The organism is Pseudomonas sp. 1 R 17, assembly GCF_900067035.1.
GTDB classification, from domain to species: Bacteria; Pseudomonadota; Gammaproteobacteria; order Pseudomonadales; family Pseudomonadaceae; genus Aquipseudomonas; species Aquipseudomonas marginalis.
In genome coordinates this window covers 96,085-114,648 of sequence record NZ_FKLB01000020.1, presented here as the reverse complement: position 1 = coordinate 114,648, position 18,564 = coordinate 96,085, and the positions used below count along the sequence as shown (strand labels likewise).

The window sequence follows — 18,564 nt, the reverse complement described above, 5'->3', positions numbered from 1 at the left end:
AAAGAGGTCAGGAAGCGTCGCGCAGAGCACTGCGCGGGACGCCGAGCAACAGGATCAAAGTGCCGCAGGCCACCAGCGCCGCCACGATATAAAGCGCCAGGCTGATGCTGCCGGTGGAGGTCTTGATCGCGCCGATCATGATCGGCGTCAGCAGGCTGCTGATCTGCCCGCAGCAATTGACCAGCGCCAGGCCCGCGGCCTTGGCGTGGTCAGACAGGTAGTAAGTCGGGATGGTCCAGAAAATCGCGGTGGCCACCAGGTAACCGCTGGTCATCAGGGTCAGCACGGCAATCGCCGAGTAGGGGCTGAAGAGGAAATTGGGCAGGATCAGCATGGCCAGCGCGGCTGTCAGGCCACCCAGGGCGAAGTGCCAACGGCGCTCCTGTCGTACATCCGAGTGGCGGCAAGCCCACAACATCAGGCACACACCGACGACATAGGGCAGGGCCGACAACAACCCCAGTTGCCCCAGGTTGCTGATACCCGAATCGCGAATGATCGACGGCGCCCAGATATTGGTGACGTTGCCGGTGCACATGATGGTCAGGCAGTACGCCAGGGTGATAAACCACACCTTGCGATCTTTCAGCGCTTCAATAAAACGCGTATGCCCACCAGGCTTGCGCTGCTGGCGTTCGTGGGCCAGGGCCTGTTCGATGGCGCGTTTTTCATCCGCGCTCAGCCACTTGGCTGATGCCGGTTTGTCGTCCAGCCAATACCAGGCGAACAACCCGGCGAGCACCGGCGGAATGCCGGTAATCACAAACAGCCATTGCCAGCCGGTAAAGCCGCCGACACCGGCGAAGTGCCCCATGATGCTGGTCGACAGCGGCCCGCCGATAATCCCGCACACCGCAATCGCCATGATGAAGCGCGAGGTGATGCGCGCCCGATGGCTGGCCGGAAACCAGTAGGTGAGGTACAGGATCACCCCCGGAAAGAACCCGGCCTCGGCGGCGCCCAGCAATACCCGCAGCACATAAAACTGCGCCGGGGTCTGGGCAAACGCCGTGGCGATGGTCACCAGCCCCCACAGCACCATGATGCGCATCATGGTTTTCTTCGCGCCGATCTTTTCCAGCAGCAGGTTGCTGGGGATCTCGAACAGCAAGTAGCCGATGGAAAACACCCCGACGATGATGCCGAACGTGGCGTCGCTGATGTTCAGGTCAGTCTTGAACTGCAAATGCGCGAAGCTGATGTTGACGCGGTCCAGCCAGTTGAGCACGAAGCACAGAAACAGGAACGGCATGATCCGCCACGCCAGTTTGCGGTACAGACGCTGGTCGAAGGTCGCCTGCGGGCGTTCGAACTGAGTCATCACCAGCTCACATCGACTTTGGCGAAGTAGTAGGCGCCTTCCAGGCCGTAGGGCGAGTACCAACTGTAGGTGGGGTTGTCGGTGGGGAAGAAGTAGAAGCGCTTGGCCTCATCATTCAGTTGCTGCGGGCGCCGGTCGAAAATGTTTTCGCCGCCCACGGTGACTTTCACCGCGTCGCTCAACCAGTAACCCACGCTCAGGTCGGTGATGAATGCCGGGCGAATTTTTTCATCGCGACTGGCGGAAATCTGGTTACGCCCGGTGACCTTGGAATAGCGGGTTTCCTTGAGATTTACCTCAAAATCCCCCAGTTGCCAGGCGGCATTCAGCGACGTGGTGTTTTTTGGGTAGGCCGAGGTCAGGTTGCCCTGGCGGTCACGGCCCATCACGCTGACGCCGGTGCCGGCCAGTGCTGCGGGCTCCTTGATCTTCTCGATGGTTTGCAGGCTCTGATTGCTGAGCAAGGTCCATTTGGTCTTGCCGTAGCGGCCCAGGTCATAGCGGTAGTCGGCCACCAGGTCGATGCCACGGGTGCGGGTATCGGCCAGGTTGCCGAAGTACGAGACGATCTGGTTCGGGTTCAGGCCCTGGGCGGCCAGCACGTTGGAGACCGCCGTGCCTTGCAGGTTACTGGTCTGCAGGATGCGATCCTTGATGTCGATCTGGTACAGGTCGACCGTAATGTCCAGGTTCTCGGTCGGTGTGGCGACAAAGCCGAGGCTGTAGTTCATCGAGCGTTCAGGCTTGAGCTCCTTGGCGCCCAGGGCCTGGCCGGCGGCGTCGTTGACGGTGACGTAGCGCGTGGTGGCCTGCTCCAGTTGCCCGGTGAGCGGGCTGGTGCGCCAGGCGGTCAGCGACGACGAATAGAACTGCTGTTGCAGGGACGGCGCGCGGAAGCCGTTGCTCACGGTGCCGCGCACGGCGAATTGCGGGGTGAACGCGTAACGCGTGGAGAACTTGCCACTGCCGGTGTCGCCGAAATCACTGTAGTGCTCGAAACGCCCGGCCAGGCTCACGTCCCACTTATCAGTGAGGCTTTGGCTGAAGTCGACGTAGCCTGCGGTGTTGGTGCGTGAGTAGTTGTGCGCGTCGGCGGGGGTGAAGCCCACCAGCCCAGGCGCGCCGGGGTTGGGGCGTTGGCCGGCGAGCGGGCTGCCAGCGGGGAAGACGTAGCCGCCATCGGCGTAGGAGGCGTATTCGCCGGCCTGGATTTCGAAACCGTCACGGCGGAACTCAAGGCCGGTCGACACGTTCAGCGGCTTGGCAAACAGCCCGGTATCGAACGCACGGGTCAGGTCGAGGTTATTGGTCCATTGGCTGGCGATCAGGTTGCCGCCGTCCATATCCTGAGGGCTGTTTGGTCCCAGGGACGGGTTCAGCGAACGTTCGTTGCGGGTGTTGGCGTTGTTGTAGCCGTAGCTGCTGCTCAGGTCCCAAGCCCAGCCCAGCAGGTCGTCGTTGCGCACGCCGAACACGCTTTGGAAGTCGTCTTCTTCGACCACGAAACGCGGCGAGAAACCGTCCGGGTACACCGAGACAATGTTCTGCGGGGAGTTGGCGGTGCGGTAGGTGCCCCAACTGGTGGAGTTGCGGTGGCTGAGGGTGGAGAACGAGTACAGCGTGTAGTCCTCGTTCAGCGGCAGTTCGGCGTTGTAACCGAAGTTATAGGTTTGCGAACGGGGCTGTCCCAGTTGCTGGCGGTAGCGGCTTTCGCTGGTTTCGCGCGGGTCGGGCTGGCCGTTCTGGCGGAAATAGATGCTGGTGCGGTCCGGCACGGCGCCGGCCACGTTGGAGCTTTCCTGGAGGCCGATATCGGCGCTGAGGCTGAAAAAGCCGTCATTGGGCAGCTCGAAGCCCTGGTTGATCTGACCCTGGCCCCTCGCACCGAAATTACCCTTGCCGCCCACACGGTTGGCGTACTGCCCATAGAGGGCGCTGCCGCTGCCGCCGGAGCTGTTGGTCTTGAGGATGATGTTGATCACCCCGGCAATCGCGTCCGAACCGTATTGCGCCGCCGCGCCGTCGCGCAGCACTTCCACGTGGTCCACCGCGGCGATGGGGATCAGGTCGAGGTCGGCGGGCGACTGGCCGCTTGAGGTGGCGGCGGTCTGCACAAAGATCAGCGACGTATTGTGGCGGCGCTTGCCGTTGACCAGCACCAGCACATGGTTACCGCCCAGGCCGCGCAAAGTCGCGGACTTGACCGACAACCCGGTGCCGCCGGTAAACCCTGCAGCATTGGTATAGGACGGCACACTGGCGGCCAGGGCGTCGCGCAGGTTCTGTTTACCGGAGCGGGCGAGGTCGTCGGCGCTGATCACATCGATCGGCGCCAGGCTCTTGGCCACGGTGCGACCGCTGTCCCGGGCACCGGTGACCACCACGGTTTGCAGGGCGGTGTCACTGGCCGCCGACGGTCGTGACGGGTTCTCTTCAGCGTGGGCTGTCGGTTGGGCGCACAGCCCGAGGATGCCGGCGGTCAGCAGGCTGAGCCTGGGACGAAAGCGAGTGTAAGGGCGAGACATGGTGAGGCTCCAATGTTTAGGTGCCGCTTTCCATTCCTGGTGGTGGGAGTTCCTGACAGTACTGGGGAGGCTTATGTGTTGGCTGTTTCTAGTTATGGGTTGAGGTCAACGCCCCAGCATCACGTCGTGGCGGGCCTGGTCGACCAGTGCCATCTGTCGTAGGAGACGGGCCTTGCGTTCGGCCAGCAGCAACGTCTTGGTCCACGCCACCGCCTTGCCGGCATGGCTGGCCAGGCGTGCGGCCAGTTCCAGCGCGCTGGCGTAGGCGTCGTCCACCACCTGGTTGACCAGGCCGATAGCCAGAGCCTCTTGGGCGTCGAATTTGCGCGCGCTGAGCATGATGTCCAGGGCCGTTGCTTCGCCTATCAGGCTGGGCAGGGTGATCGCACTGAAGCCGGACAACATGCCGTGCTGCACTTCGGGGAAGTGAAAGCGCGTGTCGTGCCGCGCAATACGGAAATCGCAATGAATCGCCAGGCTGATGCCCAGGCCCAGCGTGTGGCCGTGCAACGCGGCAATCACCGGCTTGATCAAATCGTTGCCGACGCCGGGCAGGGCACGGGCCAGGACTTCGCTGCTGACGGTCTCGCCGGTGGCCTCGATCTCCTTGAGGTCGGAACCGGCGCAAAACGCCCGCTCACCGGCGCCGCGCAGCACGATGGCGCGCACGGCGGTGTCGGCTTCGGCGCGTTGCCAGACCTCGGCCAACTCGTGCTTGGCCTGGCTGTCCAGCGCGTTGAGGCGCTCCTGGCGGTTGAGGGTGACCACCAGGATTCCTTCGCCAATGTTTTGATACTCGACTGTCATAGGGTGCTTTTTATCCGGTGTGAAAGAAAGACGCGATTGCCTCTTGAGGTCAGCGCCAAAGTGAGGAAAACTTAAAGGATGTGCACAATGCAAACAAGATGTTTGTTATATGAACATAATCTTATCGGGTCAAAAACGGTTATATAAAATGAAAGCCATAGTTCTAAAAGCCTTCGGCGGGCCGGAGCAATTGCAGGTCGAGGAAGTGCCGACCCCACAGGCAGGCGCGGGTGAAGTGTTGGTTAAAGTCGCCGCTGCCGGGGTTTGCCATCACGATCTGCTGCATCGTGCCGGGCACTTGCCGGGGGTTCATACGGGCGTGGTGCTGGGCCATGAAGTGGCGGGGGAAGTGGTTGAGGTCGGCGCCGGCGTGCATCACCTGGCGGTCGGTGCCAGGGTTGTGGTTTATCAACGTCGTTTTTGTGGCCAGTGCCGTGACTGCCTGCGCGGCCGCCAGGATTTGTGCCGCGCCCTCGGCTTGCCATCAGTGGATACCGAAGGCGCCTACGCCGAATACCTGCGAGTGCCGGCAATTTCCGCCATCGAACTGCCCGACGGGCTCGATTACATCCAGGCCGCCTTGGCCTCATGCCCCATCGGCACCAGCGTTCGCGCCCTGCACGGCGAGGCGGCGCTGAGGCCCGGCGAAAGTGTGTTGATCAACGGCGCCAGCGGCGGCCTGGGCGCGCACCAGATTCAATTGGCCAAAGCCTTCGGCGCACGGGTCATCGCCGTGACCGGCAGTGCAGATAAGCGTGATTTTCTCCATCGCCTGGGTGCCGACGACGTCATCGTCAGCAGCGGCAGCTACAGCGCCGAGGTGTGGAAACTCACGGGCAAACGCGGTGTGGACGTGGCCATGGAAAACCTTGGCAGCATCCTCGAAGACACCCTGCGTAGCATGGCCCTCGGTGGTCGCGTGGTGGTATTGGGTAACGTCGCGCCTGCCAGCGTGCCGGTCAACCCCGGCCTGTTGATTGGCCGTCGCCTACGGGTGCAGGGCTCGGGCAGTGCCACATTGGAAGAGGTGCGCCTGGCGCTGGCACTGATCAAGGGCGGGCAGGTCAAGCCGTTGATTGACCGTGTGCTGCCGTTTCACCAGGTGGCCGAGGCCCACGCACTGCTGGAATCGCGCCAGGTCAGCGGGCGCATTGTGTTGAGCGGGTGGTAAGCATGGACATCAGCACGCTGCTCAGCCAGGCGGCCTTTAAATGGCCGGACCACATCGCACTGCACGAACCGGCGAGTGCACGCACCCTGACGTTTGCCGAATTGGACCGCGCCCTCAGCGGCGTCGGCCAAGCCTTGGATCAATTGCAAATCCCGCTCGGTGCGCGGGTGGCGTTACTGGCCGACGCCAGTATCGACTACCTGCTGGCCGACTACGGCTGCATGGCCACCGGGCGAGTGCGCGTGCCGTTGGACCCGGCCCTGGCGCTTGAAGAATTGCTTGCTCAGCTACAGGACGCGGGCGCTGTCTTGCTGCTGTTTTCCGAGCAATACGCCGGTGTGGCGCAAGGTTTGGGCATCCGTTGCCTGCCGCTGCAAGCCGTGACCGACTCCAAGCCCGTCGACATCCTTCCACGCCCGGCGCAATCACCCCAGGCGCTGGCCTCGCTCAACTACACCGGCGGCACCACCGGCACGCCCAAGGCCGTGATGCACCAGCATGCCAGCCTGTGTGCGGTGTTGCAGAACATCGTCATGGGGCGGGGCGCCGTGGTTGGAGATGTACTGCTCAACGTCCGCCCGTTATGGCCGATTGCAGCGGTGGCGGTGTTTGCCCATTTGCTCAGCGGCGGCCAAGTGGTGTTGGGCGGGCGCCTCGACGGCAAGGCCTTCATCGCTCAGCTCACGGAGTACCGGGTGGCGTTCAGCTCCCTGGTGCCGACGCAATTACTGCGCCTGTTGCGCGAAACCGGCACTGCAGCGGCCGATCTGCCGGCATTCAAGAGCCTCGATGTCGGCGCTGCCGCGTTGACCGGCGAAGTGCTGGAAGGCTCGTGCAGCCTGTTCAGTGAACGCATCGGCGTGCTCTATGGCATGACCGAGGCGCCCTGGAGTTGCTACCTCTCGCCCGCGCAAATGGCGGCGGTGCGGGCGGCCGGCGACAGCGGCGAAGGCGTGGTCGGCCGACCGTTGTTCAGCGCCGCGATCCGCATCGATCAACCGGACGCAAATGGCGTCGGCGAAATCCTGCTCGGCGGCCCGCAATTGATGAGCGGCTACTGGCAGCTGGAAGCACTCAGCAGTACGACTCTGGACAACGGCTGGCTGCGCAGCGGTGACCTCGGACGCGTTGGCGCCGATGGGCTGCTGCGTGTGCTGGGGCGTTGCAAGGACATCATCCGCAGCGGCGGCAAGTCCGTGCAGCCCGGTGAAGTCGAACAGAACCTGCTGAGCCACCCCGGTGTGCAGGACGCCCACGTGTTTGGCTTGGCGGATCTGGAATGGGGTGAGCAAGTCTGCGCAGCCGTGGTAGTGGACGGCTCGCAAGACCTGTCGGCGCAGCAATTGATGGACCACTGCCGCGCCGGCTTGTCGCGCTACAAGGTGCCGCGCCATGTCTACTTCATTAACGAACTGCCGCGCTCGCACTACGGCAAGGTGCAGAAAAATCGCCTGCTCGCCGCACTGGGCCTCAAGCCCTAAAGGTTGCCCAACTGCGCCGCGATACCTTCACAGGCGCGGCGCACATGGCTGGCCAGGGACGAGGCAGGGTGGGTTTCGTCTTCCATCTCCAGCCCGGCAACCACGACCGCGCCGATGGCTTGGCCGGCTTCCACGCGAATCGGAAACGCCACCGACGACAACCCTGGCTTGAACTCGCCATGGCCAAACGCAAAGTCCTGCTGGCTGCGGATCAACTCCAACGCCGGCCGTACCTTGGCATGCCGCGCTTCGCCGAGGATCGCCTGTGCTGCCGCTTCGGTGTAAGTGGCGAGCACCGCGCGTCCGCTGGGGCTGCCGTCGATGGGGAATTGGTCGGCGAGGTCGACAATCACGTTGAGCGGCGTGGTCGGCGTCCACATGCGCTCGATCAACACTACCTGGTCACCCACCGGCACCGACAGCGACACAATCGCCTGGCGTTCGCCGATCACCCGTTGCAGTTCAATCGCGTAGGGCAGGGCGATCTTGCGCAGGTTCAGCCGGTTCAGGTACGCCGCCGAATAGATCAGGCACTCCGGGCCGATGCGGTAGGTGCCGGCCTGGGACTCGATCAGGCTCCAGTGGGTGAGGGTCTTGAGCAAGCGGTGAATGGTGGTGCGGTCGATACCGGTCAGTCGCGCCAGGTCCAGCGCGCTGGCGCCATGCTTGAGGCCCGACAAGGTGCGCAACAGTACGATCGAACGGTCGATAACCTGAACGCGCCCACCGGCGTTTTCCTTACTGCTGGTGGGCGGGGGAGGAGTTGAAGAAATATCCATGGTGGCAGCGGCTTCCGAAATCATTTTGTTCGGCAAGCGCGGATCGCAGGCTTGGCCGGTGACCAAGGTTAGCCGCGATCCGTTGCTGGGTGAAGCCTTGATTTACGCGTCGAAGAACACCAGTGCGCGCAATTCGATACTGCGCCGTGGCGGCGCGTCCTTTGGCGTGGTGGGGTCATCAAACGCGGTGTGTGCACTCAGCCTGGCTACATCCCGCCGCGAATCGTGGATCTTCAACAGCAAGGCCTCGTCTGGTCGCAACTGCGGGTAGTAATACCAGCGGTGCGCCGGGTTGGCCTTGACCGAAAACGTTTCGCCAACCTTGTCGCGATACACCAGGTCGCTGGGCAATAAATCGCTATCGACCATGCTGCGCGCATCGCACAAGGCAAGGGGCGTGCTCAGGACTGTCGCGCCGATAGGGCGCCACACATTGATGATCGCAAAGCGCTTGAGCAGGCGCTGTTCGGCTTCGTCCGGGCCGAGGTGGTCGCTCACACGGCGAATCGCCGAGCGTTCGGTCTGGTCGTTGTGCACGTAGCGTACCGGCTCGCGCAGGCCACGCGCCTCACGGCCAGGGTCATCGACGCGAATGGTATGGTCGAAAATCACCACCTTCACCGCGCCGGTCTGCTGTTTGAGCAAGGCTTCGGTTTCCGGGTAGTAGTGCAGGCGCACTTGTTCGTCATCCTCCAGGTTCGCAACGGCACTGGTGTGATCGACCTTTTCGAAGCCTTGGCGGTTGATATTCGCCGGTTCGTCGAGCAACCGGGCGTTATGAATGGTCACCTGGGTCGGGTCCAGCACGCCGCTGCGCAGGGCCTCGCCGTCTGGTGGCGGGTAGGTGTAATTCACCGGGCGCTGGCCGGTGTCCTGCAGATAATTGAGCACGCCGAGCACGGATGTGGGGGCGAGTTGAGTCTGATGGGTTCCCATAAAAAACCTCCAGGTCAGAACGGTTCCTTGAACGGCCGCAGGTCCAGCTCCTGGGTCCAGGCGCTGCGCGGTTGGGTGTGCAGGTACCAATACGCGTCGGCGATATCGTCGAGCTTCAACGCGCCGTCTTCACCCAGCTTGGCCATGTAATCCGGTGTGCGGCTTTGCACGCGTTCGCCATCGATGGAACCGTCGATGACCACATGGGCGACATGCACATTTTTCGGCCCGAATTCCCGGGCAAACGACTGCGCCACCGAGCGCAGCCCGGCCTTGCCTGCCGCAAACGCGGTGTACGGCGGCTTGCCACGCAATGACGCGGTGGCGCCGGTAAACAACAGGCTGCCGCCGCCATTGGCAAGCAGCGCGCGGGTGGCCTCGCGGGCGAACAGAAAGCCGCCCAGTGTGGAAGCGCGCCAGGTTTGCTCGAACAGTTGCGCACTCAGTTCCAGGGCCGGTGCGGACACCGAGTTGCCCACATTGAAAATCGCCGCCTTGAGCGTGCCGAGCTGATTCACCTGGGCGATGGCCGCAAGCACTTCGGCCTCGATGCCTGAGTCGGCGACAAGCGCATTCGCCTTGCCCCCAGTGGCTTCTATATCAGCGACCACGGCCTGCAACTTGTCCAGGCTCCGGCCGCTGACCGCCACGCGGTAACCCTCACGGGCAAAGCGTCGCGCCAATGCAGCGCCAAGCCCCGCGACCGCGCCCACTCCGGCAATCCACACCACTGACTCAGCCATTCGCCACATCCTCCAGGAGATACGTGGGTAACAATCTACCCATCGCCGGGCGCTAGGAATAAGAACATCGACAGCTAAGGTTATGCTCGCATTCTCAGACGTACGGGATCGGAAGGTGCGGCCTGTGAGCGATAGGTTCAATGCCCTACCAATTCTTCCAGCAACTGCTCCTTGTACCCCTGTAGCACTGATGATGTCCGGTCCCTCGGATGGGGCAGGTCTACCCGGATTTCATGTTTGATCCGGCCCGGATGCGCGTCCATCACGATCACTCGATCCCCCAGGTATAACGCCTCTTCAATGTCATGGGTGACCATAATCACCGTGCAACGCTGCTGTACCCAGATGCGTTGCAGCTCGCGCTGCAGGTGCACGCGGGTCAAGGCATCGAGGGCGCCCAGCGGTTCATCCAGTAGCAACACCTTGGGTTTGTTGATCAGCGCCCTGGCGATCGCGGCGCGCTGCGCCATGCCGCCGGAGAGCTGATGGGGGTAGGCATTTTCAAATCCTTCAAGGTTTACCAGCGTGATGTGTTCAGCTACCTGACGGTCTTTCTCCACCTGGGGCAGCTTGTGGTTTTTCAGGGCCAGGGCGATGTTCTGGCTGACGGTCATCCAGGGGAACAGGCGATGGTCCTGGAACACGATGCCGCGTTCCAGGCTGGTGGCGGCGATACGCTTGCCGTCCAGCAAAATATCGCCTCCGTATTCGGCTTCCAGGCCGACAATGAGTCGCAGCAAAGTGGATTTTCCGCAGCCGCTGGCGCCGACAATGCTGACAAACTCGCCAGGGTGCACGTCGAGCTGGATGTCGTGCAACACCGACAGTGAACGGCCTTCGATCTGGTATGTCTTGTTCAGGCCGCGAATCTGCAGTGCACCGGTTTGCAGGTATAGCGGGGAAGCGATTGCGTTCATATCAGGGCCTTTCAACGGAGGTTGCGCCAGCGCAACAGGTGGCGGCTCAGCAGGGTGAATAACAGGGTCATCAGGTAGCCGAGCAAGCCGATGCACAGCACGCTGAGCACGATCACTTCCATGCGCGAGCCGGCCTCTGCGTTCATCATCAGATTGCCCAGGCCCGCTCCGGAGGACAGGAACAATTCACTGCCTATCGCGGTGACCCAGGCGAATGCCAGCGCGTGCAGCACGCCGGTGGCGATACTCGGCAACGTCGCCGGCAGCAGCACCTGGGTGAATTGCTGAACAGGGGTGAGCACCAGCACCTGGCCAACTTCCCGGTAACGGCGCTCCACGTGGCTGAAACCCTGGTAGGTGTTCAGTACCATCGGGTAGAACGCGGCAAGGGTGACGATCAGCACTTTGGAGAACTCGCCGTTGCCGAACCACATCGCAATCAGCGGGATCCAGCCAAGCATCGGCACCTGACGAATCGAGTGGAACAGCGGGCCGATCAAACGGTTGGATACGCTGGACAGTGCCATCAGCACCCCCAGCATCACGCCGAACACAATGCCCAGTAGCAAGCCACTGCTGGTGCGCGCCAGGCTTGCCAGCAGGTTGACCAGTAGTTCGCCGTTGCCGAGCATTTCCAACAACGCCGAGCCGATTGCCGATAACGGCACGAAGGCATAGGCCCCGGCAGCGTCCTGGCGTGAGGCGTATTCCCAGGCGAGCACCAGCAGCAGTGGCAGCAGCAGTCCTCGGGATTTTTTCAGTAAGGGCAGCATGTGAGGCTCCTAGCGGGTCTGCCAGCGAAACAGGCGCTGTTCGATACGGCGAAAGGCATAGTCGAGGGCAAACCCAATCACCCCGGTCACCACTACACCGACCATCACCACATCGATGCGCAGCATCTGCCGGGCCATCTCGATCATCTGCCCCAGCCCACTGTCGGCCGCCAGCAACTCAGTGGCCACCAGCACCACCCATGCACGGGTCAAGCTGATGCGAAAGCCGGTGATGATCGGCGGCGCGGCGGCGGGCAGAGCCACCAGGCGCACAAAGGTCGGCCAGCGCAAGCGGTACACGTCGGCCACTTCGAAGTAACTGCGCGGAATGCCGCGTACCCCTTCTCCTGCGGCGAGTGCCACCGGGAAGAACGCGGTTTTGGCGACGATAATGATCTTGAAGGTTTCATCAATGCCGAACAGCAGCACGAACATCGGTATCAACGCGATGCTGGGGATCTGGCGCAGGGTGTGGAACAGCGGCCCGCAGTACACCTCGACGTTCTTGGACAAGGCCATCAGCACGCCGAAGGCCAAGCCACACAGTGAACCAATGCCAAAGCCCAGGCCGAGCCGCGACAAGCTATTACCCAGGTGTTCGAGCAATTCGCCGCTGGCCAGCAGTTCTTCGAAGGTGTGCAGCACCTGGGCCGGTGGTACTAGCAGGTTGCGCGGGAAAATCCCGAGATGGGCCACCCACGTCCAGACGGCGAGCAAAGCCAGGGGCGAGATCAGCCAGGTGAGAGCGGTGAACAATCGATGGGTGCGCATGGCAAGTCTTTTTCAGCGAAGTACAACGTGTCCATCGCAAAACATGTGCCACAACCCAACCCATCTGTAGGAGCCCGGCTTGCCGGCGATGAGGCCCGTAAGATCAGCTCATGGCAAACGGGCAATTGGTGATGGGGTGCTGCTGGGGCAGCAGCCATTCAGCAGCCGCCTCAGAAGTCGTAGCTCACGCTGGTGTAATAAAACGCCCCCTGTGCGCCTTCCGGGCTGGTGATGGAGTATTTCGGTACCCCATACAACTGCGCACCATCGGATTTGTCAGGGTGGGTATCGAACAGATTGATCGCACCCACCGAGACTTTTACGCCCTTGTGGAAGGTATACGACAGGTCGAGATCGGTCACCCATTGCGGGCTGTAGGTTTGATCCAGGCTGGGATTGGTGGCATTGAGACTTTTCCATTCGCCATAGCGGCGCTGGGCCACGGTCAGGCCCCAGTTTTCATACAGCCAGTTGGCGCTCAGGGTCAGCTTGGTGTCCGGCGTGCCTTCCTCGATCAGGCCCTGTGTGTTGCGCCCGACAATCTGCGAACCCTTGATATTGCCCACATCGCGCAAGCCAGTGATGGTGGTGTCGGTCTTGGCAAAGCCGCCGCTCAGGTTCAGGCGACCCCACTGCTGCAGGTCCCACTGGTAATTGCCGGTCAACTCGATACCGTCGGTGCGGGTGTCGGCGACGTTGGTGTAGAACGCCGCGCTCTGGATATTGGCGTAGGGTGTACCGGCGAAGATCGGCGTGACCACGCTGGCGGGCAACTGGTCGGAAAGGGTGATGCGGTTGTCGATGTTGATGCGGTACGCGTCCACCGTGACCGAGGCATTTTCCAGTGGGCGCCAGACCAGGCCCAGGGAATAGTTGGTCGACTCCTCCGGCTTGAGCGCCTTGCCGCCAAGTGCCTGGGCTTCCGGGCTGTTGGCGCGCAACGTACGTTGTTGCACCTCGACGAAGTTGCCGCTGCCCGGTGGTTGCTCTACCACCTGCACACTGAACGAGGACATGCCGCTCTGCACCAACGAAGGCGCGCGATACCCGGTGCTCGCAGTGGCCCGTGCGGCGATCTGTGGAGTGAAGTCGTAGCGCAGGGACAGTTTGCCGTTGGTGGTGTCGCCAAAGTCCGAATAGTGCTCAGTACGCACCGCCACGCCGGCCTGGAATTTCTCGGTAACCTGGCCCTCGACGTCAATGTAGGCGCCCAGTACCTTGCGATCCAGCGAGGCAGCATCTACCTGGGTGATGCCTGAGTAATAACCTGGAATTCGGCGCCCGGTGATCGGGTCGGCCGTGTTGAACAGCGGGCCGTTCTGCCAGCCCGCCGCTTCACCCGCGCTCAGTTGATAGTTTTCCTTGCGCCAGGCCAGCCCGGCGGAGAGTGTCAGCGGCTTGAACAACAGGTCGGTGGGAAAGTCGCGCACCCAGTCCAGGGTCAAGTTGGTCTGGTCGTTTTCGCGCTCTCCGGTGTAGATCTTCGATGGGCTATTGGTGCCGTAGCTGGGGTTGATCGCATTGCGGTCGGTGGATTTAAGGGTGTTATTACCATGGTTGAGCGCCAGGTCGAATTTGCCCAGACGCTCGTTCTCCCAGCGCAGCCCGCCGGTCACCGCATAATCCTCCAGGCCGTAGCGGGTGATCGGCAAGCGGCCGTCCGGGTAGCGCGCCAACGCGTTACTGCCGTAGTTGTTACGCAAGGTGGTAGGCGGGTCGAAGAAACCTTCGGCGTCGGTGTTCTTGTGGGAGTAGGTGGCGAAGCCGTAGGCGGTCAGGCTCTCGCCGATGCCGACCTCGCTGTTGGCCACGAAGTTGTACTGGTCCGAGACATTGCCTGCACCCCAACGCCAGGTGCGGTAGCGGTTATTCTGCTCGCGGGGCGTGTTAACACTGGTATCTCCGGGGTAAAAGATCCGGTTGTCGGGGTTCGTGTCGCTGGCCGGGTCCTGGCTGCCGGCGTCGAAGCTCAAGGTCAGGAAGCCGTCGTTGGGCAGCGTGAAACCCTTCCAGCCGTTGAGCTTACGCTGCAGGCCATCGCCTTTGTCATAGCCGCCAAAGCGATAGCCCAGATTGCCGCCGTCGTCGTTTTCCTTGAGCACAATGTTGATTACCCCCGCGATGGCGTCGGAGCCATATTGGGCTGCGGCGCCGTCGCGCAGGATCTCTACGCGCTGGATCGCACTCAACGGAATCAGGCTCAAGTCCACCGCCGCCGCGCCACGCCCATTCACCAGGCTCTGACGGGTGATATTCGCGCTGCTGTGACGGCGCTTGCCGTTGACCAGCACCAGCACTTGGTCCGACGCCAAGCCACGCAGCGAAGCGCCCTGGGCGATGGAGCCGCCGAAGGCTCCTTGAGGTGATTGTGGGAAGTTGAACGACGGCGACAAGGCGGTGAGGGCGCCGGACAGATCGGTGGCGCCGGTTTGCTGCAATTGCTCGCCAGACAGTACGTCGACGGGTGCTGCGCTTTGCAGGGCGGTCAAGTCGCTGCGGCGGGTGCCTAGTACCACTACGGTGTCCAGGCGATCGTTTTTTGCAGTTGGCTGCGTATCGTCTGCCGCAAATACAGGCACGGCAAGGCTGCCCATGACCAGCGCAATGGCGCCGGCCAACGGAGTGCGTTGGAACATAAAAAGGTCCTTTCAGAATGTAGGAGCCCGGCTTGCCGGCTCCTACAGGGAGTGGAGGTGTGGTTGGGTTAGAAGCGGCTGGTCACGCTAAGGCCTACGGTGCGAGGGTCGCCGTAGGTGATCACGTACTGGCCCAAACCACCGTTCGGCCGGCCATGGACTTGGTAGCGGCGGTCGGTGAGGTTGTTGACGAAGCCGGTGACGCTGAGTTTTTCGTCGGTGCTGTACCAGGTCAGGCGACTGTTGGCCAAGGTGTAGTGAGGCTGGCTCAGGTCCTTGTCGGCGCTACTCTGGCGGTCGGCGAGGAAGTATTCCTTGTCGCGGAAACTCACATCCGCCCCCGCCACCAGCTTGCCGCCGATTTCCAGTGGGATGGTGTAGTCGCCGCCCAAGGACACCACATTACGCGGCGAGCGCACGAAGCTGTTGCCGCTATAGTCGCCGGTGACTGCGCCGGTGGTGGGGTTGGTGTTTTTGAAATCGGTGTATTCGCTGTCCAGGAACGAGATCGCTGCGCGCAGGTGCAAGTAGTCGGTGGGTTGGCCTTCCAGTTCCAGCTCGGCACCTTTGACCTTACCCTTGGCGCCGTTGGTCAAGGCGGTTGTCAGTACTCCGTTGTTAACCGTCAGCAGGTTCACCTGAATGTCCGAATAGTCGTAGTAGAAGATATTCGCGTTGGCGGTCAGGCGATGGTTGAACCACTCGGACTTCACGCCGAACTCATAGGCGTCGAGTTGTTCCGGGTCTACCGTGGTCAGTTGCGACAGGCTGGTGGACAACCCGGTGTTGAAACCGCCGGAACGGAAGCCATGGGCGTAGCGGAAAAACACGCGCACGTTGTCGTTGATGCGGTATTCCGGGGTCAGGTCGTAGGTCCAGGCTTCCCAGGTTTTATCCTCCTGGCGATTGCCGTTGCTGCCGGCGGCGGCTAGCGGGATCAATGGGCCGTTGGCGGTGGCGCGGGTCAACTGGGTCAGGCTGAGGTCGATGTCTTTCTTTTCCTGGGTCCAGCGCAGGCCACCGGTCACGCTGAAGTTGTCGGTGAAGTCGTAGGTCAGGTTGCCGAATAGCGCGTAGCTGTCAGTCTTATGGTCGTAGCTCAGGTCACGAAAATCCGTGGCGCCCCCAATCTGGTTCGAACCTGTGCCGTTGGGGGTCGGGCCGGGCTGGATAAAACGCCCGGCGGTGCTATCCAGATCTTCGTGGAAATAGTGCGCACCGGCCAGCCAGCGCAGGGTTTCCTGCTGGGGCGAGGCCAGGCGGATTTCCTGGGAATACTGAGCGTATTTGTTGTCTGCGGTGGAGGTCCCGTTGACCTCGTACGGCGTGTAGTCGCCGTCACTGCTGGACTGGCCGCGAATATAGTCATAGGCGCTGATGGACGTGAGGGTGTAGTCGCCCAGGTGCCAGTTGAGGGTCAGCGAAGTACCGTCGTGATTGAGCTTGGAATCGTCTTTCACATTGAGCTCGATATCGCGCCCGGCCGGCCGCTGGTAGCCCACGTTGTAATAGCGGCCCAGGGTCAGCGCACCGTTGGCGCCATCGCCCTTGAACTGGCGGCTGTGGATCTTCCACAGCGCGTCCAGGTCGTCGTTGAGCTGGGCGAAGAACTGCAGGCGCACGGCCTTTTTGTTCACGTCACCGTAGGTGTGATCGTCCACCAGGTTCTTCTGGAAACCGTCGCGCTCTTCGGAGTACAGCGAGATCCGCGCGGCGAGTTTCTCATCCACCAGGGCACCGCCGAGGGCGCCGCTGAGGATGCGTTCGTTCTTGCTGCCAAAGCCGATGGTGCCGAAACCGTCGGTGTCGAACGTCGGTTTCTTCGAGATGATATTTACCGCGCCGGCCGTGGTGTTCTTGCCGTAGAGCGTGCCCTGTGGCCCGCGCAGGATCTCGATGCGCTCCAGGTCCCACAGCGGGCCGCCACCGGCAATCGGTGCATTCAGGTACACGTCATCGGCATAAATGCCTACGGGGTAAACCGTGGCCGCACCAGTGTCGCCAGTGCCCAGCCCGCGGATGTACCAGCGCGGGCGACCGTCGCCGTCGGGATTCTTGGCCGAGGCGTTGGGAATGAAGGTGGTGATGTCGCCCATGTTACGTACGCCATCGGCGACGATGCTGGTGCCCTGGACCGCCGATACCGCCACCGGAACCTCTTGAAGGGTTTGCTCGCGGTGTTGCGCGGTGACGGTCACGGTCTTGAGTGACGGCTCGGTCTTGCTGGCGTCGTCTTCAGCGGCGTGCGTGCTGCCGGCGACGAGCAAAGCGAGCCAAAGGCCCTTGGTGATCGGATTGATTTTATGCATTGCAGTCTCCCCCGGAAAATATGTCCTTAAGGGGGGTAGAGCAGAGATCGTGCCAAGAGGATTTCAGTGTTGATACATGATCGTAAACTACTGATTTTAATTATAAAAAATATATATAAAGCTGAGTTTTATAACGCTTTCAAGAGGCGTGAAAACGACCTGCGGAGGATTCAGCAGAAAGTGCGCGCAGGGTGCTGCTGGAGCAGCAGGGAAAGTGTTGCCAGGCCAACACAGCTGGCACTGATCACACATTAATTGTAGGAGCCCGGCTTGCCGGCGATGGCGTTTTCACGGCTGCCATTGCCAGCAAGCCGGGCTCCTACAGGTAGGGTAGGGCTAAACAGCGACGCGCGAAGTGGAACCAATGACTTTTTCCAGCACGCTGAAGTCGATCCAGTCGCGCACATCGAAGCGGCGCGGGATGAAGTTCCAGCGGAACAGGAAGTCGGTGAAATCCTGCAACGCATCGATCGAGCGCGAGTCCAGCGTGGTCCGCAGTCGACGGTGCGCATCTTCACCATAGGCGGCCGTGACCCAGTATTCGCTGGTATTGAGTTCTTTGGCGAGAAAGCGCCGGGTTTCATCCGGGTTGGCCCAGGCCCATTGTTCGGTGCGCAGCACGGTATCGACGATTTTCACGCTGGCATCGAAATGCTCTTGCAGCAGGTTGATATCCACGGTAAGGGTGCGCGGCGTGCCGTTGTTGCTGCGGATCAACGGGTCCGGGTGCGAGCCGGTGTCTACCACGACATGCAAACCGAACTCATTGGCTAAGTGCACAGCGTGGGCGCCCTTGAGAAAGATCGCGTCGATATCGCCGCGCAGCAGGCCGATCAGTTCATTGTTGCGCCGGCTGAAGCGGCTGACCCCCAGTCCGATTTCGGGGCCATACACATAGGAGGTCTGGTGATCGCTGTAGGTCCCGCCATAGGGGTAGTCCACCAGCTCCACGTCCGACACGTTCAAACCTTCGAGTTTGAGCGCGTTTTCCAGGCCACGCAGGGCCTGGGCACGCGTGAAGTCGATCTGTACGTTGGCCCACTTGGGCAGACCGAAACGGCGGTTTTTCAGGTCGCGTACGTTCTTAACACCGCTCTCTGCGGTGGTCAGGATCAACTGCACCTCGTCGCTCCATGACAAGCCCAGTACGCGGGTTTCGACGCCACTGGCGTAGGCCCAGATCGCCGGGATATTGCCACCGTGACGCACCGAATTCTGCAGGTGATGGTCATAGTGGGCTTCGCGCACTTCCCGCTCGGTGGATTCGCGCAACGATTGGATATTGGTGCCAAAGGGTAGGAAGGCTTCGGCCAGTCGCCCGGACTGCACCGCGATGCCAAGCCCGGTGGGGACCGGGCTGTGGGTATACCAGAGAGTATCGAGTGGTTTGCTCAT

At 61.8% G+C, this 18,564-nt stretch carries 14 protein-coding genes; 2 read left to right on the top strand and 12 right to left on the bottom strand.

Features of this window, described 5'->3' with window-relative positions; translation table 11 throughout:
• Nucleotides 1-7: 7 nt before the first annotated feature.
• From BFP99_RS04930 to BFP99_RS04920, 3 genes are all read right to left on the bottom strand, one after another.
• Entirely contained in the window at nt 8-1,321 is a 1,314-nt protein-coding gene (locus BFP99_RS04930; protein ID WP_065946756.1) for an MFS transporter, read from the bottom strand.
• Nucleotides 1,321-3,846 carry a TonB-dependent receptor plug domain-containing protein gene (locus BFP99_RS04925; protein WP_065946755.1) on the bottom strand — a complete coding sequence of 842 codons (2,526 nt, stop codon included), beginning with the start codon at nt 3,844-3,846 and terminating at the stop codon, nt 1,321-1,323. The genes BFP99_RS04930 and BFP99_RS04925 overlap by 1 nt, the downstream gene beginning before the upstream one ends.
• 105 nt (nt 3,847-3,951) lie before the next feature.
• Nucleotides 3,952-4,653 (bottom strand): enoyl-CoA hydratase/isomerase family protein, encoded by a 702-nt coding sequence (locus BFP99_RS04920; RefSeq protein ID WP_065946754.1) that lies wholly within the window; start codon nt 4,651-4,653, stop codon nt 3,952-3,954.
• 148 nt (nt 4,654-4,801) lie between these two features.
• Between BFP99_RS04920 and BFP99_RS04915 the strand changes: the two genes are divergently transcribed.
• Nucleotides 4,802-5,824, top strand: coding sequence for an alcohol dehydrogenase catalytic domain-containing protein (locus BFP99_RS04915; RefSeq protein WP_065946753.1), 1,023 nt, complete (start codon nt 4,802-4,804; stop codon nt 5,822-5,824).
• A gap of 2 nt (nt 5,825-5,826) precedes the next feature.
• A complete protein-coding gene (locus tag BFP99_RS04910) occupies nt 5,827-7,305 on the top strand; it encodes a class I adenylate-forming enzyme family protein (protein WP_065927653.1) in 1,479 nt (492 codons plus the stop codon).
• Here the strand turns inward: BFP99_RS04910 and BFP99_RS04905 are convergent.
• From BFP99_RS04905 to BFP99_RS04865, 9 genes are all read right to left on the bottom strand, one after another.
• A complete protein-coding gene (locus tag BFP99_RS04905; RefSeq protein WP_065927795.1) occupies nt 7,302-8,084 on the bottom strand; it encodes an IclR family transcriptional regulator in 783 nt (260 codons plus the stop codon). The two genes, BFP99_RS04910 and BFP99_RS04905, sit on opposite strands and share 4 nt — an antisense overlap.
• 102 nt (nt 8,085-8,186) lie before the next feature.
• A complete protein-coding gene (locus BFP99_RS04900) occupies nt 8,187-9,020 on the bottom strand; it encodes a CmcJ/NvfI family oxidoreductase (RefSeq protein ID WP_065927652.1) in 834 nt (277 codons plus the stop codon).
• Nucleotides 9,021-9,034: 14 nt separating this feature from the next.
• The gene (locus tag BFP99_RS04895) at nt 9,035-9,763 is read right to left on the bottom strand and encodes an SDR family NAD(P)-dependent oxidoreductase (protein ID WP_065946752.1); all 729 of its coding nucleotides are present in this window, start codon (nt 9,761-9,763) and stop codon (nt 9,035-9,037) included.
• 137 nt (nt 9,764-9,900) lie between these two features.
• Nucleotides 9,901-10,680 (bottom strand): ABC transporter ATP-binding protein, encoded by a 780-nt coding sequence (locus tag BFP99_RS04890; RefSeq protein ID WP_065927650.1) that lies wholly within the window; start codon nt 10,678-10,680, stop codon nt 9,901-9,903.
• Between the two features lie 11 nt (nt 10,681-10,691).
• Nucleotides 10,692-11,453 carry an ABC transporter permease gene (locus BFP99_RS04885; RefSeq protein ID WP_065927649.1) on the bottom strand — a complete coding sequence of 254 codons (762 nt, stop codon included), beginning with the start codon at nt 11,451-11,453 and terminating at the stop codon, nt 10,692-10,694.
• A gap of 9 nt (nt 11,454-11,462) precedes the next feature.
• Complete coding sequence (locus tag BFP99_RS04880; protein WP_065927648.1) at nt 11,463-12,224, bottom strand: ABC transporter permease; 762 nt, start codon at nt 12,222-12,224, stop codon at nt 11,463-11,465.
• A 170-nt stretch (nt 12,225-12,394) separates the two neighbouring features.
• Nucleotides 12,395-14,860 (bottom strand): TonB-dependent receptor plug domain-containing protein, encoded by a 2,466-nt coding sequence (locus BFP99_RS04875; RefSeq protein ID WP_065927647.1) that lies wholly within the window; start codon nt 14,858-14,860, stop codon nt 12,395-12,397.
• Nucleotides 14,861-14,928: 68 nt separating this feature from the next.
• A complete protein-coding gene (locus BFP99_RS04870) occupies nt 14,929-17,169 on the bottom strand; it encodes a TonB-dependent receptor (RefSeq protein ID WP_065946751.1) in 2,241 nt (746 codons plus the stop codon).
• A gap of 336 nt (nt 17,170-17,505) precedes the next feature.
• On the bottom strand, nt 17,506-18,564 hold the full coding sequence (locus BFP99_RS04865; RefSeq protein WP_065927645.1) for an ABC transporter substrate-binding protein: 1,059 nt from the start codon (nt 18,562-18,564) through the stop codon (nt 17,506-17,508).